The 17,943-nt window shown below is 68.3% G+C and carries 18 protein-coding genes; 9 read left to right on the forward strand and 9 right to left on the reverse strand.

The window, feature by feature from the left end; genetic code table 11:
• Positions 1 to 951 carry a DUF979 domain-containing protein gene (locus tag ABIC50_RS06430; protein ID WP_354162454.1) on the reverse strand — a complete coding sequence of 317 codons (951 nt, stop codon included), beginning with the start codon at positions 949 to 951 and terminating at the stop codon, positions 1 to 3.
• Positions 948 to 1,637: a DUF969 domain-containing protein gene (locus tag ABIC50_RS06435; RefSeq protein ID WP_354162457.1), complete on the reverse strand. Its 690-nt coding sequence runs from the start codon at positions 1,635 to 1,637 to the stop codon at positions 948 to 950. The genes ABIC50_RS06430 and ABIC50_RS06435 overlap by 4 nt, the downstream gene beginning before the upstream one ends.
• A 293-nt stretch (positions 1,638 to 1,930) precedes the next feature.
• On the opposite strand from ABIC50_RS06435, the gene ABIC50_RS06440 reads away from it, so the two are divergent.
• From ABIC50_RS06440 to ABIC50_RS06450, 3 genes are all read left to right on the forward strand, one after another.
• Positions 1,931 to 2,155, forward strand: a complete 225-nt coding sequence (locus ABIC50_RS06440) for a hypothetical protein (protein ID WP_011658476.1) — start codon at positions 1,931 to 1,933, stop codon at positions 2,153 to 2,155.
• Positions 2,156 to 2,544: 389 nt separating this feature from the next.
• Positions 2,545 to 3,549 (forward strand): chemotaxis response regulator protein-glutamate methylesterase, encoded by a 1,005-nt coding sequence (locus ABIC50_RS06445; RefSeq protein ID WP_354162458.1) that lies wholly within the window; start codon positions 2,545 to 2,547, stop codon positions 3,547 to 3,549.
• A gap of 55 nt (positions 3,550 to 3,604) precedes the next feature.
• Positions 3,605 to 4,678, forward strand: coding sequence for a diguanylate cyclase domain-containing protein (locus ABIC50_RS06450; RefSeq protein ID WP_354162461.1), 1,074 nt, complete (start codon positions 3,605 to 3,607; stop codon positions 4,676 to 4,678).
• Between the two features lie 4 nt (positions 4,679 to 4,682).
• Here the strand turns inward: ABIC50_RS06450 and ABIC50_RS06455 are convergent, their stop codons facing one another.
• The gene (locus ABIC50_RS06455; protein WP_105831729.1) at positions 4,683 to 6,932 is read right to left on the reverse strand and encodes a putative bifunctional diguanylate cyclase/phosphodiesterase; all 2,250 of its coding nucleotides are present in this window, start codon (positions 6,930 to 6,932) and stop codon (positions 4,683 to 4,685) included.
• A gap of 210 nt (positions 6,933 to 7,142) precedes the next feature.
• On the reverse strand, positions 7,143 to 7,415 hold the full coding sequence (locus ABIC50_RS06460) for a hypothetical protein (protein WP_354162463.1): 273 nt from the start codon (positions 7,413 to 7,415) through the stop codon (positions 7,143 to 7,145).
• Positions 7,416 to 7,438: 23 nt separating this feature from the next.
• Between ABIC50_RS06460 and ABIC50_RS06465 the strand changes: the two genes are divergently transcribed.
• Positions 7,439 to 8,161, forward strand: a complete 723-nt coding sequence (locus tag ABIC50_RS06465) for a haloacid dehalogenase type II (RefSeq protein WP_354162466.1) — start codon at positions 7,439 to 7,441, stop codon at positions 8,159 to 8,161.
• 25 nt (positions 8,162 to 8,186) lie between these two features.
• On the opposite strand, the gene ABIC50_RS06470 is transcribed toward ABIC50_RS06465, so the two are convergent.
• Complete coding sequence (locus ABIC50_RS06470) at positions 8,187 to 8,462, reverse strand: hypothetical protein (RefSeq protein WP_175673914.1); 276 nt, start codon at positions 8,460 to 8,462, stop codon at positions 8,187 to 8,189.
• Positions 8,463 to 8,605: 143 nt separating this feature from the next.
• The gene (locus ABIC50_RS06475; protein WP_165752855.1) at positions 8,606 to 9,577 is read right to left on the reverse strand and encodes a LysR family transcriptional regulator; all 972 of its coding nucleotides are present in this window, start codon (positions 9,575 to 9,577) and stop codon (positions 8,606 to 8,608) included.
• A gap of 144 nt (positions 9,578 to 9,721) precedes the next feature.
• On the opposite strand from ABIC50_RS06475, the gene ABIC50_RS06480 reads away from it, so the two are divergent.
• The 3 genes from ABIC50_RS06480 to mmsB all read left to right on the forward strand — a co-directional run bounded on the left by ABIC50_RS06480 (position 9,722) and on the right by mmsB (position 13,594).
• Positions 9,722 to 11,041: an MFS transporter gene (locus tag ABIC50_RS06480; RefSeq protein ID WP_011658469.1), complete on the forward strand. Its 1,320-nt coding sequence runs from the start codon at positions 9,722 to 9,724 to the stop codon at positions 11,039 to 11,041.
• A gap of 121 nt (positions 11,042 to 11,162) precedes the next feature.
• Positions 11,163 to 12,689 carry a CoA-acylating methylmalonate-semialdehyde dehydrogenase gene (locus ABIC50_RS06485; RefSeq protein ID WP_354162468.1) on the forward strand — a complete coding sequence of 509 codons (1,527 nt, stop codon included), beginning with the start codon at positions 11,163 to 11,165 and terminating at the stop codon, positions 12,687 to 12,689.
• A gap of 14 nt (positions 12,690 to 12,703) precedes the next feature.
• Positions 12,704 to 13,594, forward strand: coding sequence for a 3-hydroxyisobutyrate dehydrogenase (gene mmsB / locus ABIC50_RS06490; protein ID WP_354162471.1), 891 nt, complete (start codon positions 12,704 to 12,706; stop codon positions 13,592 to 13,594).
• An 89-nt stretch (positions 13,595 to 13,683) separates the two neighbouring features.
• Here mmsB and ABIC50_RS06495 read toward each other — a convergent pair whose 3' ends face one another.
• Positions 13,684 to 14,016: a hypothetical protein gene (locus ABIC50_RS06495; protein ID WP_105831736.1), complete on the reverse strand. Its 333-nt coding sequence runs from the start codon at positions 14,014 to 14,016 to the stop codon at positions 13,684 to 13,686.
• A 542-nt stretch (positions 14,017 to 14,558) separates the two neighbouring features.
• Between ABIC50_RS06495 and ABIC50_RS06500 the strand changes: the two genes are divergently transcribed.
• Positions 14,559 to 15,320, forward strand: a complete 762-nt coding sequence (locus tag ABIC50_RS06500) for a DUF4397 domain-containing protein (protein ID WP_011658465.1) — start codon at positions 14,559 to 14,561, stop codon at positions 15,318 to 15,320.
• Between the two features lie 63 nt (positions 15,321 to 15,383).
• On the opposite strand, the gene ABIC50_RS06505 is transcribed toward ABIC50_RS06500, so the two are convergent.
• A complete protein-coding gene (locus ABIC50_RS06505; protein ID WP_175659477.1) occupies positions 15,384 to 15,938 on the reverse strand; it encodes a DUF3005 domain-containing protein in 555 nt (184 codons plus the stop codon).
• A gap of 179 nt (positions 15,939 to 16,117) precedes the next feature.
• Positions 16,118 to 16,381, reverse strand: coding sequence for a hypothetical protein (locus ABIC50_RS06510; RefSeq protein WP_082089639.1), 264 nt, complete (start codon positions 16,379 to 16,381; stop codon positions 16,118 to 16,120).
• A gap of 365 nt (positions 16,382 to 16,746) precedes the next feature.
• Between ABIC50_RS06510 and ABIC50_RS06515 the strand changes: the two genes are divergently transcribed.
• Entirely contained in the window at positions 16,747 to 17,919 is a 1,173-nt protein-coding gene (locus tag ABIC50_RS06515; RefSeq protein WP_354162474.1) for a LysR family transcriptional regulator, read from the forward strand.
• The last annotated feature ends 24 nt before the right edge of the window (positions 17,920 to 17,943 follow it).

A 17,943-nucleotide genomic window follows, 5' to 3' on the forward strand; every position in this document is an offset into this window, starting at 1 on the left:
TCAGAAGCGGAATACGAACGCGTACATCAGCAGCGTGTTCACGGCCAGCAGCAGCACGGCGGTCGGCCACTGCGCCTTGATCACGCCGTTCTTGTCCTTCAGTTCGAGCAGCGCCGCGGGCACGATGTTGAAGTTCGCGGCCATCGGCGTCATCAGCGTACCGCAGAAGCCGCTCAGCATCCCGATCGCGCCGAGGATCGCCGGGTTGCCGTGAAATTGATGGACGATCAGCGGCAGGCCGATGCCGGCCGTCATCACGGGGAACGCGGCGAACCCGTTGCCCATGATCATCGTGAACAGCGCCATGCCGACCGTGTAGGCGGCGACGACGGCGAACGGCGAGTCGATCGGCACCCAGTCCTTGACGAGCCCGGACACCACGCCGCCGACGCCCGCGACCGCGAACAGCGCGCCGAGCGCCGCGAGCATCTGCGGCAGGATCGCGGCCCAGCCGACCGCGTCCATCGTGTGGCGCGCTTCCTTCAGCGCGTGCACCGGGGAATCGCGCAGCATCGCGAGCGCGGCGGCGAACGCGACGAGCGTGCCGAGCACGAGCGAGATCAGCGTCACGCTCTTCGGATCGACGAACGGCACGAGCTTCAACGCGAACGTACCGATCAGCGTGACGACGGGAATCAGCAGCGCCGGCAGGAACAGCCTGTTGCCGAAGCGCAGCGCCTTCGCGTCGCGCCGCGCGGCCGCCGCGTCGCCGGCTTCGTCCGACTTGCCGCGTCCGAGCTTGCCCGAGCCCGCGATCAGCGCGAGCGCGATCGCGAGGCAGCCCATCACGAAGTGCGGCAGCAGCGCGCCGAACAGGAACGTGACCGCGTAGATCGCCCAGAACGCGAAATTGAACACGCGACGCGGGTTCGTGCGATCCATCAGGTTGAAGCACGCGAACGCGGCGAACATCAGCCCGGCGAGCGTATAGAGCGGTTCGAGGCCGATCATCGCGCGCCCTCCCGCCCGAAGGCGCCGAAGCCGCGCGACAGCCGGCGGTCGAGCAGCGCGAGCCGCGTGCAGTGGATCAGCAGCGCGGCGATCGCGGTCGGGATCGCCCAGACCGACAGGTGCAGCGGCTCGATCGCGATGCCGTTCTGTTCGAGAAAGCCCTTGATCAGCAGAACCGACTGGATCGCGATGAAGATGTCCTCGCCGAAGAACACGGCGACGTTGTCGGCGGCCGATGCGTGCGCGCGGATCTGCTGGCGCACCGACTCGGGCAGCTCGCCGTGCTGGCTGACGGCGGCGGCCTCGGCCATCGGCGCGATCAGCGGCCGCACCATCTGCGCGTGCCCGCCGAGCGACGTGAGGCCGAGCGCGGCGGTCGCCTGGCGCAGCACGAAATACAGCATCAGCACGCGGCCGGTGGTCGCCGCCTGCACGCGCGAGATCATCCGCTTCGCCTGCTCCTTCAGGCCATTGCGCTCGAGCAGCGCGATCACCGGCAGCGTCAGCCAGATCAGCCCCATATAGCGGTTGTCCGTGAACGCCTTGCCGAACGCGCTGACGATGTCGACAAGATTCATCCCGCCCGCCAGCCCCGTCGCAAGGCCCGCGATCGTGACCACCAGCAGCGCGTTGAAGCGCAGCGCGAAACCGATCACGACGATCGGCACCCCAATCAGCACCAGCATTGCTCCTCCTTGTGATGAATGCGCGACGCCGTGGAGATGCGCCGCCCCGCCCGGTTTCGACCAGTTTCAGGTCGCAAAATCTAGCACGAGACTTTATCGATAAAAAGTCGACAATTTGGTGCTTCGGGTAAACGTTGAAACCGGTATGGCGGTGCGCCACCGGTGTTGCGGCGGTGTTTTCAGAGGTGCCGACCGGAACGCCCCGCGCCGCGCGCCCTGCTCCCGCCGCGCATGGCGGAGCGCCGGTACGCCGACTACACTGGAAGGCATTGGCAACGTTGGGGAGAGCCGCCATGATTGACGTATTCCAGACCATCGGCAGCCGTGAGTTCTCCGCTCATCTGGCGAAGGACGGGATGGTGACGCTGATGGAACAACGCCATGAAGTCGACCGTGTGACGCTCGCGACCGCCTATGCCGCGCTCGTGGAAGAATCCGAGCAGGAAGCCGACCTGCTCGACGCGACCGTCGAAGGGATGATGCGCGCGCTGATCCAGGGGTACGCGCGCAGCCATTGACGGCGCGGCCGCGTCTTCGGCGCGTGGCTGCGTCGCGCCGCAGACGCACTGCGTCGGCATCGGCACCGGCTGCAAACTTGCGATAGACAACGCGCGCCCGCTCTCGAGCCGTCGATCCGGTCCGCACCCAGCCCTCGCGCTCGCCGTCTTTCCGCCGCACAGAGGCCAAAAATGCCCGCCCCTCCCTAGAGGAAAGGGTCAGAACGACGCAATGCGCAATTTTTTCGATTGCCGCCGCCCGCGCCGCATGACAGCATGCGGGGCGTTGCCAATCGAAAAGAATTCCGTGCCGTCCGCCCGCCGATACCGTTCGGCCGCGCCGACCCGACACCGCCTTCCATGAACCCGGCCCATCTCCAACACTACGAACCGACCGGAGTATCCCGCTTGTGAACATCGGCATCGTCAACGACCTCCCGCTTGCCGTCGAGGCGATGCGCCGTGCGATCGCGCGCCGGCCCGAGCATCGCGTGCTGTGGGTCGCGACCGACGGCGCGCAGGCCGTCGACATGTGCGCCGCGCAACCGCCCGACGTGGTGCTGATGGACCTGATCATGCCGAAGTTCGACGGGATCGAGGCGACGCGGCGGATCATGCGCTCCGGGCGCCCGTGCGCGATCCTGATCGTGACGAGCTGCATCGGCGCGAACGCGTGGCGCGTGTTCGAAGCGATGGGCGCCGGCGCGCTCGACGCGGTCGACACGCCCCGCCTCGGCGAAGGCGCGGCCGGCGACACCGCCCGACTCCTGCTCGCGAAAATCGACCAGATCGGCCGGCTGCTCGACGCGCCCGGCGGTGTCCGCACGGCCGGCACGACCACGCGCGCGAGCGGCGGCCCGCTGATCGCGATCGGCGCGTCCGCCGGCGGCCCCGGCGCGCTCGCGTCGATCCTCGGCGGCTTGCCGGCCAACTTCAGCGCGCCGATCGTGATCGTCCAGCACGTCGATCGCGCGTTCGCCGAAGGGATGGCGCAATGGCTCGACGGCCAGACGCCGCTGACCGTGCGCGTCGCGCGCGAAGGCGACCGCCCGCAGCCGGGCGTCGCGCTGCTCGCGGCGACCGACGATCACCTGCGCATCACGCGCGCCGGCACGCTGGAATACACGCGCGAACCGGCCGCCACGCCGTACCGGCCGTCGGTCGACGTGTTCTTCAACAGCCTGACCGAGCACTGGCCGGGCCGCGTGATCGGCGTGCTGCTGACCGGCATGGGACGCGACGGCGCGATCGGCCTGAAGGCACTGCGCATGAAGGGCTACCACACGATCGCGCAGGACCAGGCGACCAGCGCCGTCTACGGGATGCCGAAAGCGGCCGCGACGCTCGGCGCGGCACGCGCGATCCTGCCGCTCGAGCGCATCGCGGGCGAGCTGGCGGCCCTCGCGCGGATCTGAGCCCGATGAACTCCCGTCACACCCCACGCGGCCAGGGCGCAACCCGGCATCCATCATGACCAGCGACCTCTCCCGCCCGCCCGGCGGCCTGCACGCGGCGTTCGACGCCGGCCCCACGCCGCACGCCGACGCCCCCGCGATGGTCCTGCTGGTCGACGACCAGACGATCGTCGCGGAAGCCATCCGGCGCGCGCTCGTCGACGAGGACGGCATCGACTTCCACTACTGCCCGCGCTCGGACGACGCGCTCGCGACCGCGATCGAGACGCGCCCGACGGTGATCCTGCAGGATCTCGTGATGCCCGGCACCGACGGGCTGACCCTCGTGAAGGCATACCGTGCGAATCCGGCGATGCGCGACGTGCCGATCATCGTGCTGTCGACGCAGGAAGAGCCGGTGGTGAAGAGCGCCGCGTTCGCGGCCGGCGCGAACGACTACCTCGTGAAACTGCCCGACCGCATCGAGCTGGTCGCGCGGATCCGTTATCACTCGCGTTCGTACATGAGCCTGCTGCAACGCGACGAGGCCTATCGCGCGCTGCGGCAATCGCAGCAGCAACTGCTCGAGGCCAATCTCGAACTGCGACGCCTCACGCATTCGGACGGCCTGACCGGGCTGTCGAACCGGCGCTATCTCGACGAATATCTGGCCGCCGAATGGCGGCGTGGCGCGCGCGAACGCAGCGAGCTGTCGCTGCTGATGATCGACGTCGACAACTTCAAGCTGTACAACGACACGTACGGCCACGTATCGGGCGACAGCGTGCTCAAGCAGGTCGCGTCGACCATCGAGCGCTGTCTCGGGCAGTCCGGCGATCTCGCCGCGCGCTTCGGCGGCGAGGAGTTCGCGGTCGTGATGCCGGCCACGTCGCCGGGCGCCGCGCGGCTGCTCGGCGAGAAGATTCGCCTCGCGATCGAGGCGCTGCGGCTCGAACACGCGCACTCGTCGACGGGCCGCTACGTGACGATCAGCATCGGCGGCGCGAGCATCGTGCCGGCCGCCGGCGTGCCGACGACGTCGCTGATCGAGGCGGCCGATCGCGCGCTGTATCGCGCGAAGCACGACGGCAAGAATCGCGTGGAGATCGATGCGCCGCCCGCGCGTCCTCCCGGCGGCGGTGTCGCTTGAGCGCCTACACGGTGACGAGCCGGCGCGCGTAGTCGGCCGGATCGAGCGGCCGGCCGAACAGGTAGCCCTGCTGCATGTCGCAGCCGATCTGCTGCAGGAACCACGACTGCGCCTCGGTCTCGACACCTTCCGCGGTGACCTTCATCCCGAGCGAATGCGCCATCGCGACGACGGCCTGCGTGATCGCGACCGAGTCGCGATGATCGGGCACGCCCGACACGAACGAACGGTCGACCTTCAGGTTATGCAGCGGAAACCGCTTCAGGTACGCGAGCGACGAATAGCCGGTGCCGAAATCGTCGACCGAGATCCGCACGTTCATGTCCGTGAGCGCCTCGAGCATCGGCAGCACGGTGTCCGTGTCGTTCATCAGCAGTCCTTCGGTAATCTCCAGCTCGAGCGCGCCCGGGTCGAGCTGCGTCTGCGCGAGGCAGCGGCCGACCGACTCGACGAGGCCCTCGTGGAACTGCCGCGGCGACAGGTTGACCGCCAGCATCAGGTCGGGCGCGATCGTGCGGCGCCATTCGGCGGCCTGCCGGCAGGCCGTTTCGAGCACCCACTGGCCGATCGCCACGATCAGCCCTGTATCTTCCGCGACCGGGATGAATTCCGTCGGCGACATCGGCCCGAGCTCGGGGCTCGTCCAGCGCAGCAGCGCTTCGGCGCCGACGGTGCGGCCGCTGCGCGCGTCGACGACCGGCTGGTAGGCGAGCCGCAGCGCGTCCGACGAAATCGCGCGGCGCAGCGACTGCTCGATCGCGAAGCGGCGCTGCAGGCGCAGGTTCAGTTGCGCGGTGAAGAACGTGAAATGATTGCGGCCGCGCTGCTTCGCGTCGTACATCGCGGAGTCCGCATTGCGCATCAGCGTGACCGCATCGTCGCCGTCGCGCGGCGCGACGCTGATCCCGATCGACACGCCGAGCCAGTACTCGTTGTTCGCGATCGCGAACGGTTTCGCGATCGTGTCGATCACCTCGCGCGCGAGCGCGGACAGTTCGTCGGGATCGTCGCATTGGTCGACGAGGATCACGAACTCGTCGCCGCCGACGCGCGTGAGCGCGTGGCGCCCGTCTGCGCAGGCCGCGAGGCGCGCCGCGACGCTGCGCAGCAGCGCGTCGCCGGCGTCGTGGCCGGCCGTGTCGTTGACCTTCTTGAACCCGACGAGATCGATGAACAGGATCGCGACGCGCGCGGGCCCGGCCGTCGCATCGTGCGTGCCGAACAGCTCGCGCATCCGTTCGGAGAGCCAGCGCCGGTTGTAGAGGCCCGTGAGCGCGTCGCGCGTCGCCAGGTAGCGCAGTTGCTGCTGCGCTTCGCGCACGGGGCCGATGTCGTGAAACGACACGAGCACCGACTCGGGCCGCGTCTCGCCCGGCTTCACGATCGGCACCGCGTTGCCGCGCACCCAGATGATGTCGCCGTCCGCGAGCCCGAAGCCGACCGAATAGTCGAGCAGCGGCGTGGCCGTGGTGAACGCGAGCCGGCTCGGCCAATCGTCAGGCGCGATCGGCGTGCCGTCCTCGCGCAGCTTGTACAGGATCACGCTCGACAGCCGGCGCCCGACGAGCTCGCCCTTCACGCGCATCATCCGGTTCGCGCTCGGATTGCTCGCGATCACCACGCCGTCGGGCGACAACATGAGAATCCCTTCGTTCAGGCTGTTGACGACGAGACGGTGTTGCTCCTCGCTGTGCACGAGCTGACGAGCGATCGAGTCCTGGTGCACCGCGAGGCCGACGCTGTTGCCGATATCGCGCAGCAGGTCGGTTTCCGTGTCGCTGGGCCGCCGCGGCGCGCGGTGATAGACGGCGAACGCGCCGAGCACGGTGCCCGTCTCGTCCAGGAACGGCACCGACCAGCACGCGCGCAGGCCGAGCGGCAGCGCGAACGCCCGATAGTCGGCCCACAACGGATCGGTTTCGATGTCTTCGACGGCGATCATCCGGCGCTCGTACATCGCGGTGCCGCACGAGCCCGCGGCGGGCCCGATGGTTGCGCCTTCGATCGCGGCGCTGTACTGCGCGGGCAGCGACGGCGCGGCGCCGACGTGCACGTGCACGCCGTCCGCGTCGAGCAGCAGGATCGTGCACGACGCGCCTTCGCCGAGCAGCGCCTCGGCGCGCCGGCAGACCTCGACGAGCAGTTCCGGCAGCGGTGTGTTGCGCGTGATCAGCCTCAGCACGCTTTGCTCGGACGCGAGGACTTCCGCCGCGAGGCCGAGACTGTATCGAGAACTTTGCGGTTCGGTATTCAAGTGAATCCTGCCGTCAGTTCGATCGGGTTCTGATGCGCCCGATTCGTTAGCGGTCCTGCGTGCCGTTTATCGCTCCGGGTTTACGTGAACCCGATGCGTCCCCATGGGCGCGCGCCGGAACGCGCACCAAAGTACATTTAACACCAATCCGTGACAATCGGCGCACCCCTTTCATCAGGGGTTACGCTCGGTTGCTTCGACAACGAACCGTCAGATTGCGAACTGCTGGTCGCGATGAACGGCCACCTGAACGACCTGGTTGCAAGCGAAGTCGGTGACGACAGCCCGGACGTGATGCCAATTCGCGACGGGAAGGTGCAACTGCGGATCAGGAAGTGGCATTGACGGCGGCAAGCAAATCGCGCGCCACGCCGCCGGGCGGTTCCGCATGACGACCTGCCAGACCGCCTTTCCGTATCCGTGATTCAATGTCGATCGAACCGGCGCCGCGCAATCCGGCGGCACGGCGATGCGTACCCTCATCGATCGACCTTCACTGGATCATCATGACGAACCGTGCCGACATCAAGGCGCTCGTTTTCGGCGTGTTCGGAACGATCGTCGACTGGAGAAGCGGCGTCGCGCGCGAAGCCGCGGCGTTCCTGGCGCGCCATGCGGCGGATCTCGACCCGTTCGAATTCGCCGACGCGTGGCGCCGCGAATATTCGCCGTCGATGGAGGAAATCCGCAGCGGCCGCCGCCGCTACGTGCGGCTCGACGTGCTGCATCGCGAGAACCTCGTGCGCACGCTCGACCGCTACGGCATCGACGGCGCCCCCGATGACGAGATCGACGCGCTCAACCTCGCGTGGCACCGGCTGGATCCGTGGCCCGATTCGGTCGCGGCGCTGCAGCGGCTGAAGCAGCGCTACGTGATCGCGCCGCTGTCGAACGGCAACATCCGGCTGATGATCGACGTCGCGAAGCACGGCGGCCTGCCGTGGGACGCGATTCTCGGCGCGGAAGTCGCGCACGCGTACAAGCCGTCGCCGAAGGTCTATACCGATGCGGTCGAGATCCTCGGCGTCGCGCCGGCCGAGGTGTGCCTGGTCGCCGCGCACAACGGCGATCTCGCCGCCGCGCGGCAACTCGGGCTGGCGACCGCGTTCGTGCTGCGGCCGACCGAACACGGGCCGAACCAGACGACGGACCTGCAAGCGGACGACGCGTGGGACTTCGACGTCAGGGACCTGAACGAACTCGCGGACCGGCTCGGGTGCCCGGGTTGACGCCCACGCGCGCCCGAACGGGCGGTCACGACGTAAACGTGCAGGTCGTCACTTCGGCCCGGTTGCGTTCGTTGTTGTAGCTGATCGTCGTGATCGGATTGGCGTCGTCGAACCACGTCGGCTCGCGTGTCGCGACTTCAAGCACGAAGGGCTGGTCGGCAAACGCGGTCTGTTGCTTCACGCTCGTGATCTTCATGCTGACGCGGCCCATGCTGCCGCTGCCGGTGATGATCTGCCCGACCGCGAGCCCCGTCGGATCGGTATTCGCCGCGACGATCAGGATTGCTGTTTTCTTCTTCATTGCACACCTCCGGATGACAGGACATGCGGGACGCCGGGACGCCAGATGCGCGCCCGTCCCGCGAAGCCACTATGTCAAACCGGTACGCGGCGCGAAATCCATCGATCGACACGGGACGAAACGCCCGTGACGCATCGATTCGCTTACGGCGTGCCGTCCGAGTTCTCCCCGACAAACCGCAACACCCCCGACTCCCCCATCAGCAACCCCCGATTCGCATCCGCCGCCGCGCGCAGGTAATCCCACAGCGCCGTCACCCGCCGCAGCTTGCGCAGATCCTCGCGACAGGTCAGCCAGAAGCACCGCGTGACCACCACGTCGTCCGGCAGCACCGGCACCAGCGCCGGCTGCGTGGCCGCCATGAAGCACGGCAGGATCGCGAGCGCGCCGCCCTGCAGCGCGGCGAACACCTGCGCGATCACGCTCGTCGTGCGCAATCCGGCCGTCGCGCCGGGCACCGCCCGCTCCAGATACAGCAGCTCGCTGCTGAACGCGAGATCGTCGACGTAGCTGACGAACGCATGCCGCGCGAGATCGTCGGTGCAGGTGATCGGCGCATGGTTCGCCAGATAGTCGCGCGTCGCGTAGAGCCGCAACTGGTAGTCGCACAGCTTCGTGACCACGTAAGGCCCGCGTTCGGGCCGCTCGAGCGTGATCGCCAGGTCGGCCTCGCGCTTCGGCAGATTGACGAAATGCGGGACGGGCAGCAGGTCGACCGTCACATGCGGATGCGCGACGCGAAACCGCGCGAGCTGCGGCGCAAGAAAGAAGCAGCCGAACCCTTCGGTCGATCCGATCCGCACGTGGCCCGACAGCGCGCCGCCGGTGTTCGCGACCTGGTCGCACGCGGATTGCACGGTCGTCTCCATCGCATCCGCATACGCCACGAGCCGCTGCCCCTCGGCCGTCAGCGTGAAGCCGCCGGAGCGCGACTTGTCGAACAGCAGCGTGCCCATCGCGGCCTCGAGCGCGCGAATGCGCCGCGCGACGGTCGTGTAGTCGACGCCGAGCCGCTTCGCCGCGCCGCTCGCGCGCTGCGTGCGCGCGACCTCGAGGAAGAAGCGCAGGTCGTCCCAGTTCAGGTTGCCGGAAACCGGCTCGGGGGTGTGTCGCATCGGCAGGCGTCTCCAGGCCGGGCGTCGATATGCAGAAATGCACATCCAACCGGTTTTCTTGTCGGTACATCATGGATCAGCGCATAACTATACTCGACCGTGACCTGCGGACCATGAGCCGCGGGCATCCAATACGGAGACACCATGCAGACCCGATCCACCCTCGATGAGCATGCAAGCGTCGCGACGCCGGCGCCCGCCCGCACCGCGCGGCATTACCTGCTGGCCGGCTGGGCCAGCATGGCCGGCACGACGATCGAGTGGTACGACTTCTTCCTCTACGGCACCGCCGCCGCGCTCGTATTCAACCGCATCTTCTTTCCGTCGCTGGACCCGGTCGTCGGCACGCTCGCCGCGTTCGGCACGTTCGCGGTCGGCTTCATCGGGCGGCCGATGGGCGGCATCGTGTTCGGCCACTTCGGCGACCGCATCGGGCGCAAGTCGATGCTGATGATCACGCTGCTGCTGATGGGCGTGCCGAGCATGATCATCGGGCTGATCCCGTCGTACGACAGCATCGGCTACTGGGCCGCCGCGCTGCTGATCGCGATGCGCTTTCTGCAGGGGATGGCGGTCGGCGGCGAATGGGGCGGCGCGGTGCTGATGGCCGTCGAGCATGCGCCGAAGGGCCGCAAGGGGCTGTTCGGCAGCCTGCCGCAGACGGGCGTCGGGCTCGGGCTGATCCTGTCGTCGGTCGCGATGGCCGCGGTGGCCGCGCTGCCGGACGCCGACATGCTGTCGTGGGGCTGGCGCGTGCCGTTCCTCGCGAGCATCGCGCTGGTCGGCCTCGGCTGGTTCATCCGCGCGAAGGTGCCGGAGTCGCCGGACTTCGAGAAGATCCAGCGCCAGGGCAAGGCCGAGAAGTCGCCGGTGACGGCCGCGCTGCGCCGCCATCCGCGCGAAGTGCTGACGATCGTCGGCGCGCGCGCTGCCGAGAACACCTGGTTCTACATGGTCGTCACGTTCGCCCTCGCGTATGCGACGCAGCAGCTGCATCTGCCGAAGGCCGAGATGCTGCACGCGATCACGGCCGGCGCGGCGCTGTCGCTCGTCACGATGCCGCTGTGCGGACATCTCAGCGACCGCATCGGCCAGCGCCGGATGTTCGCGATCGGCCTCGTGCTGATGTGCGCGTTCGCCGCGCCGTTCTTCATGATGCTCGGCACGCAGCAGACGTCGACCGCCTGGTGGGCGATCGTGCTCGGCCTCGGCGTCGTGTTCCCGATTCTTTATGCGCCGGAGGCGCTGCTGTTCGCGCAGCAGTTCCCGGCGGAAATCCGCTACAGCGGCATCTCGCTGTCGGTGCAGCTCGCCGGCGTGATCGGCGGCGGCTTCGCGCCGATGATCGCGACGTCGCTGCTCAAGGCCGGCGGCGGCCAGCCGCACTACGTGATCGCGTACCTCGTCGGCTTCGGCGTGTTCGCGCTCGCGTGTACCGCGCTGATGCGTCCGGCGCGCGCGTGAGCGCACCGAAGCACCACCGGCATTGACCCGCTTCCTGTTCGACCTGTCGTCCGCCGCGGCTGCATGCGCGACGGACGCGGGCCACCGTTTTTCCTCGCATCATCGTTTCCCGGAGAATTCCATGAACGCCGCAGTTCCCCAGACCACCCTCGCCCTGCCCACCGCCAAGCTGCTGATCGACGGCGCATTCGTCGATTCGCAAAGCGCCGAATGGGGCGACATCGTCAACCCCGCGACGCAGGAAGTGATCGGCCGCGTGCCGTACGCGACGCTCGACGAAGTCGATGCCGCGATCGCGTCCGCGCAGCGCGCGTTCCAGACGTGGAAGACCACGCCGATCGGCGCGCGGCTGCGCATCATGCTGAAATTCCAGGACCTGGTGCGCCGCAATCTCGAACGGATCGCGCACACGCTGACGGCCGAGCAAGGCAAGACGCTGCCCGACGCGCAGGGCGACATCTTCCGCGGCCTCGAAGTGGTCGAGCACGCATGCTCGATCGGCACGCTGCAGCAAGGCGAATTCGCGGAGAACGTCGCGGGCGGCGTCGACACCTACACGCTGCGCCAGCCGATCGGCGTGTGCGCGGGCATCACGCCGTTCAACTTCCCCGCGATGATTCCGCTGTGGATGTTCCCGATGGCGATCGTGTGCGGCAACACGTTCGTGCTGAAGCCGTCCGAACAGGACCCGCTGTCGACGATGCAGCTCGTCGAGCTCGCGATCGAGGCCGGCGTGCCGCAGGGCGTGCTGAACGTCGTGCACGGCGGCAAGACGGTGGTCGATCGTCTCTGCACGCACCCGGACATCAAGGCGATCTCGTTCGTCGGCTCGACGCGCGTCGGCACGCACGTGTACAACCTCGGCAGCCAGCACGGCAAGCGGGTGCAGTCGATGATGGGCGCGAAGAACCATGCGGTCGTGCTGCCCGATGCGCACCGCGAGCAGGCGATCAACGCGCTGGTCGGCGCGGGCTTCGGCGCGGCGGGCCAGCGCTGCATGGCGACCTCGGTCGTCGTGCTGGTCGGCCGCGCGCGCGACTGGCTGCCCGATCTGGTCGAAAAGGCGAAGGCGCTGAAGGTGAACGCGGGCGCCGAAGCCGGCACGGATGTCGGGCCGGTCGTGTCGAAGGCGGCGAAGGCGCGCGTCCTGTCGCTGATCGACGCCGGCGTGAAGGAAGGCGCGACGCTGTTGCTCGACGGCCGCGACATGAAGGTGCCGGGCTACGAGCAGGGCAACTTCGTCGGCCCGACGATCTTCTCGGGCGTGACGACCGACATGTCGATCTATCAGGAAGAAATCTTCGGGCCGGTGGTGGTCGTGCTCGAAGCCGACACGCTCGACGACGCGATCGCGCTCGTCAACGCGAATCCGATGGGCAATGGCGTCGGCCTGTTCACGCAGAGCGGCGCGGCCGCGCGCAAGTTCCAGAGCGAGATCGACGTCGGCCAGGTCGGCATCAACATTCCGATCCCGGTGCCGGTGCCCTACTTCAGCTTCACCGGCTCGCGCGGCTCGAAGCTCGGCGATCTCGGCCCGTACGGCAAGCAGGTCGTGCAGTTCTACACGCAGACGAAGACGGTCACCGCGCGCTGGTTCGACGACGACGCGACGGCCGGCGGCGTGAACACGACGATCGCGCTGCGCTGAGCAGGAGTCCGCACATGGAAATCGCATTCATCGGACTCGGCAACATGGGCGGCCCGATGGCCGCCAACCTGCTCAAGGCCGGCCACGCGCTGACGGTGTTCGACCTCGACACAAACGCGGTCGACGCCGCGGTGCGTGCGGGCGCGACGGCCGCCGCTTCACCGCGTGACGCGGCCGCACGCGCGTCGCTGGTCATCACGATGCTGCCGGCCGCGCAGCACGTGTGCGCGGTCTATCTCGGCGACGACGGCGTGCTGGCCGGCGCGCGCGCCGGCGCAACCTTCGTCGACTGCAGCACGATCGACCCGGACACCGTGCGCGCGGTGGCCGACGTCGCCGCACAGCGCGACTTTCCGCTCGCCGACGCACCGGTGTCGGGCGGCACCGGCGGCGCGCAGGCCGGCACGCTGACCTTCATGGTCGGCGCGCCGGCCGCGCTGTTCGAGCGCATTCGTCCGGTGCTGCTCGACATGGGGAAGAACGTCGTGCATTGCGGCGGCACGGGCACCGGGCAGATCGCGAAGATCTGCAACAACCTGCTGCTCGGGATCTCGATGATGGGCGTGTCCGAAGCGATGGCGCTCGGCGCCGCGCTCGGCATCGATCCGGCCGTGCTGGCCGGCATCATCAACACGTCGACCGGCCGCTGCTGGAGCTCGGATACGTACAACCCGTACCCGGGCGTGAACGACGCGGCGCCCGCCGCGCGCGGCTATGCCGGCGGTTTCGCCGCGAACCTGATGCTGAAGGATCTCGGGCTCGCGACCGAAGCCGCGCGCAGCGCACGGCAGCCGGTGTGGATGGGCGCGCTCGCGCAGCAGCTCTATCAGTCGATGAGCCAGCAGGGGCTCGGCGCGCTCGACTTCTCCGCGTGCGTGAAGCTGTACGAGGCAAAACCCGCGTAACGCGACCGACGGACGTGCGTCGACCCGCGATGCCCGTCAACGGCATCGCGGGTCGTTTCACATCGGGAGCCGCACGGGCGGTGTGGCGCTTACCCGCGCGGGTTCGACGCGGTCTCGAAGGTCGGATGGCACTCGAACGCGAGTTCGGAGCGCGCGTCGACGCGGCGGCCGGCGGTCAGCTGCTCTTGCCGCAGGCTCGCGCGCATGCCGCGCTGCGTGCAGTAGTTGGTCGCTTCGCTGACCGCTTTTTCATGGGCGTCGGCCCACGTCGTCGACACGCCGAGCGTGCGGGTCGTCACGGTGAAGACATTCGGGTTCGACGTCGTGGTCACGTCGGAAGCGGTCGAACACGCGGCGAGCAAGCATGAAGCAGCCGCGATGGTCAACCATCGGAGGGATCGAAAAGGGTCGGGAATGGGCATGGGGGGCAAGCGCACGTCGGTTCGACGGCATTGAGCAACATAGGCGACAGTATGCCTGCCCGATCGCCGGAGATCATGCCCTTTTGAGTGAACACATTGTTTCGAATGGTTAAACTATGTGCCGCTGGCGGCAAATTTTACGGCGCCTGGGGCGCTCGGCGTTGGCCGGTGTGTCGCTTTTCCCGATCGCCGCCCTCGGTTTCGGGCCACGGCGCGCCAAACGCTTTTCCGGCAAACACGCGTCGACGCCAGCATCCGCACGTTGCGCCGCCAAGCTGCCGTTTTTTACAAGCACGACGCCGCCCGCCCGGGCAATCACGCCCGGCATGCAACTACATCCGCACGCCGCGCAACCGTCGCACAACAAGCGCCGCACCGACGCCACCGCGCTCCAAAACCGTGCAGGCACATCCCTTGCGACATCAAGGCGCCCGCCGCCCCGGCGGACGGCAATCCTTGCTCAATCGGCGCTGCGCCCCGCACGACTCTCTTCGTGCGGCGGCGTCGCATCGCAAGCAGATTCCCTGAACGAGAGGACGATAATGAAATCCATTCGAACGATAGTGGCCCTGTGCTCGGTCATTTCCGTACTCGCGGCATGCGGCGGCGGCGACGACGTCGGCACCGAACTCGGCATCTCCAAACCGCAGGCACGTTTCATCAACGCAGTGCCGGCCGGCCCGAATCTCGACTACTACCTGAACGCGAAAGTCGACGCGTCAGGCATCGCCTACAAGGGCGTGACCCGCTATCACGACATCGACTCCGGCACGCAGACCGCCAGCTACGACGTATCGGGAACGACCAGGACCATCGCGTCGCAGTCGTTTAGCGCGGCGAACGGTCATCACTACACGACCATTGCATTGCCGAGCACGTCGTCGGCGATTTCGGTGATCGACGATCCCTTCGACAAGAAGCTGCTGTCCGACAAGGCGCGCGTGCGTAGCTTCAACGCGTCGCCGAATGCGCAGAACGTCGACGTCTACGTGGTCCCTCCGGGCACCGACATCACGGCACAAAGCCCGACGCTGGCCGGTGCGGCCTACCAGAATGCGGTGCCGGCATCCGGACAGGATTCCGTCTATCTGAACGGCGGTACCTACCAGGTGATCGTCACGACGGCAGGCAGCAAGACGCCGATCCTGAAGACCCCGCCGGTCGCGCTCAACAACAACGCCGACTGGCTGCTGCTGACGATTCCGGCCGGCGGCATTAGCGACGTGATACCCAACGACGTTCACGTGCTCGTTGCGCAAGGCAACGATGCGGACACGTCCGCGCAGGAACTCGGCCCGCAATAAGGGCACGCGGTAAGCTCACGGCGGACCGCCTCCTGGCGGTCCGCCGAAGCAAGGATCGCGACGTCAGCCGATCCGCTCGAAACAGATCACATGTTCGGCCCGCGCGCCGACGCCATGCTGGACCTCCACCTCCACGTCGCCGACATACCGGACGCGCCAGCCCGGCCGCGTCCCGATCAATGGCACATTGCCGCCCGGCCGGCTTTCGATGCCACCGAGCCCTTCATCGGGCGTGATGACAGCATCGTCGAGCGACGCATTCGAGTAAATCACGTTGTCATGCCACTCGGTCGCGCCGGCGGCGGCCTCCAGGCCCTTGCCGTCCACGTCGACCGTGTTGTCGGTCCTCGCCATGTTCGCGTTGTCGAGCGTGACGATCCGGCCGGCGGCGCGCCGCACCGGGTCGCCGCTGTCGACCGCATGCGCGTCGACGTCGATCGGCGGCAGGCCGGTCGGCATTTTCGCCGCAACCGTTTCCGGCGTCAGCGGCCGCTTCGCCACTTCCGCGGCCTGGGTCGACGCATCGGGCATGTCGCCGGCAGCCGGCGTCTTCACCGGGCTCTTCGCGATCTGTTCGCGCTGCTTTTCGGGGGTTGAATTCGATTCCGCGTTCTGCACCGCACCTCCTGTTCCGGACGGCGTGCGCCGGCGTGATACGAGCGGCGCCGGTCCGGGAATCACTACAACGGTCCTTGCAAATCTTTCACGCGCAGGGCGTCGCACGCGCGCGCCGTGCGGCGCACGTGCCGAGCCGGCACGTCGCCGCGGCAGGGCCGGACGACGCCCGCTGCCGCGTGTCAGCCGCCGCTCGCGCCCGCCGGCGCGGATGCCGCGCCCGGCATGCTCGCCGCGTCGACGCCGCTGCCGGCCGTGCCGCTGCTCGGCATGCCCGACGGCGCGGTGGACGGCGCCGGCGCCATGCCGCCCGTGGCGCTCGAACTCGCACCGGTGCCGGTGTCGGTCTCGCTCTTCTTCTGACAGCCCGCACCTGCCGCCAGGCCGGCGATCAGGATGCCGGCGAAGACGGCTCGCGATACGTAACGAATGGAATATCGCTGCATGACACCTCCGCTGATGTCGATTGAATGGAAGCCGGGGGCGCGCAATCCGCGTGCCGGACGCCGGCGCGCCGATACTCGTCCCGCCCCATTCATTTTCCAACTGACGGCCAGACGAATATTTAATTTCCCATCGTCGCGGCGCCGACCCATACTCGCCAGCAAATCCGACACATAACGTCCACGGTGGCCGGGCCCGCGCTGCGTGCACACGCTGCCGGTTCGCGCCACCGAACATGGAAGGAGACAACGCGTGCGACTGGAAGCCATCCATCGGCCTGGGATCGAGCGGCGCGGACGCCCGCCGCGTCCGAGACGGATCGTCGGGCACCTTCGTCAAATGACGGGCCGCGGGCGCGCGTAGCGACATGCGGGACGCACCGGAGCCGAACGGCCTGCCCCTCGACGCGTCCGACGCCACGGGCGCGCTCGACGTACTGGACGCGCGGCTGATGCGCATCCTGCTCGTGCTGCTCACCGAGCGCACCGTGTCGCGCGCGGCCGTGCGGCTGAACATGTCGCAGCCGGCGACGAGCGCCGCGCTCAAGCGGCTGCGTACGCTGCTCGGCGATCCGCTGCTGGTGCGCAGCCGCTACGGCATGGTGCCGACCGAGTTCGGCGCGCGGCTGATCGAGCCGCTGCGCAATGCGCTGCGCGTGATCGACTTCATCCGCATCCAGCAACCGACCTTCGACGCGCGCACCTCCGTGCGCACCTATCGGATCGGCTGCCCCGATTATCTGAACGTGCTGTTCGTGCCGAAGCTCGTCGCGCTGTTCCGCGAACGCGCGCCGAACGCGCAGCTCGTGTTCCATCCGCTCGGCGACGGCTACGACGACGAACGTGCGCTCGCCGATGGCGAGCTCGACGTCGTGATCGACAATCGCCCTGCCCGTTCGTCGCGGTTCCGGCAGGACGACCTGTTCGACGATCGCGTCGTGTGCCTGATGCGCGCGACGCATCCGCTCGCGCGGCGCGGCGCGATGACGGCCGCCGAATTCGCGCAGGCGGCGCAGCTGTGCCCGACGCCGTCGTGGCTCGAAGCGTCCGGCGCGATCGATCTGCAGCTCGAACGCGTCGGCCTGCAGCGGCGGATCGTCGTCACGCTTCCGCATTTCGAACTCGCCGCGCATGCGCTCGTGCGCTCCGACCTGATCCTGACCACCACGTATCGGCTCGCGCGCCACTACGCGAAGCTGCTGCCGCTCGGCGCGGTCGCGCTGCCGGCCGAGCCGCCGGACATCGTGTACCGGATGACGTGGAACGAGTCGGGGGCTTGCGTCGACGGCGTGCGGTGGCTGCGCACGTTGATCGCCGAAGCGACGCGCAGTTGGCTCGATGCGGAGGCTGCGCTGCCGGATGTCACGGCGGTTGCCGCGAACGTGGGCGCGGACGCGCGAACGGCTGCGCCGGTGGCCGACGAGCCGCCCGAACCCACGCGACGCACCCGCCGGCGGCAGGCGACGCATTGCGGCACCTCGCAGCGGCCGCACCCCGCGCGCGCGGCGCGCATCCATCGCATCGCGACGAAGTCGCACTGAGTCCCGCTGAAATTGCGCGCGCTG

The sequence above is a fragment of the Burkholderia sp. 567 genome, from assembly GCF_040545115.1.
GTDB classification, from domain to species: domain Bacteria; phylum Pseudomonadota; class Gammaproteobacteria; order Burkholderiales; family Burkholderiaceae; genus Burkholderia; species Burkholderia ambifaria.

Bases quoted from the DNA above. Each gene is read 5' to 3' on its own strand.
- ABIC50_RS06510 (WP_082089639.1), bottom strand. From the start codon at position 16,381: ATGCAGCGATATTCCATTCGTTACGTATCGCGAGCCGTCTTCGCCGGC.
- mmsB (WP_354162471.1), top strand. From the start codon at position 12,704: ATGGAAATCGCATTCATCGGACTCGGCAACATGGGCGGCCCGATGGCC.
- ABIC50_RS06430 (WP_354162454.1), bottom strand. From the start codon at position 951: ATGATCGGCCTCGAACCGCTCTATACGCTCGCCGGGCTGATGTTCGCC.
- ABIC50_RS06495 (WP_105831736.1), bottom strand. From the start codon at position 14,016: ATGCCCATTCCCGACCCTTTTCGATCCCTCCGATGGTTGACCATCGCG.
- ABIC50_RS06440 (WP_011658476.1), top strand. From the start codon at position 1,931: ATGATTGACGTATTCCAGACCATCGGCAGCCGTGAGTTCTCCGCTCAT.
- ABIC50_RS06485 (WP_354162468.1), top strand. From the start codon at position 11,163: ATGAACGCCGCAGTTCCCCAGACCACCCTCGCCCTGCCCACCGCCAAG.
- ABIC50_RS06475 (WP_165752855.1), bottom strand. From the start codon at position 9,577: ATGCGACACACCCCCGAGCCGGTTTCCGGCAACCTGAACTGGGACGAC.
- ABIC50_RS06460 (WP_354162463.1), bottom strand. From the start codon at position 7,415: ATGAGGGTACGCATCGCCGTGCCGCCGGATTGCGCGGCGCCGGTTCGA.
- ABIC50_RS06515 (WP_354162474.1), top strand. From the start codon at position 16,747: ATGCGGGACGCACCGGAGCCGAACGGCCTGCCCCTCGACGCGTCCGAC.
- ABIC50_RS06465 (WP_354162466.1), top strand. From the start codon at position 7,439: ATGACGAACCGTGCCGACATCAAGGCGCTCGTTTTCGGCGTGTTCGGA.
- ABIC50_RS06480 (WP_011658469.1), top strand. From the start codon at position 9,722: ATGCAGACCCGATCCACCCTCGATGAGCATGCAAGCGTCGCGACGCCG.
- ABIC50_RS06470 (WP_175673914.1), bottom strand. From the start codon at position 8,462: ATGAAGAAGAAAACAGCAATCCTGATCGTCGCGGCGAATACCGATCCG.
- ABIC50_RS06435 (WP_354162457.1), bottom strand. From the start codon at position 1,637: ATGCTGGTGCTGATTGGGGTGCCGATCGTCGTGATCGGTTTCGCGCTG.
- ABIC50_RS06450 (WP_354162461.1), top strand. From the start codon at position 3,605: ATGACCAGCGACCTCTCCCGCCCGCCCGGCGGCCTGCACGCGGCGTTC.
- ABIC50_RS06500 (WP_011658465.1), top strand. From the start codon at position 14,559: ATGAAATCCATTCGAACGATAGTGGCCCTGTGCTCGGTCATTTCCGTA.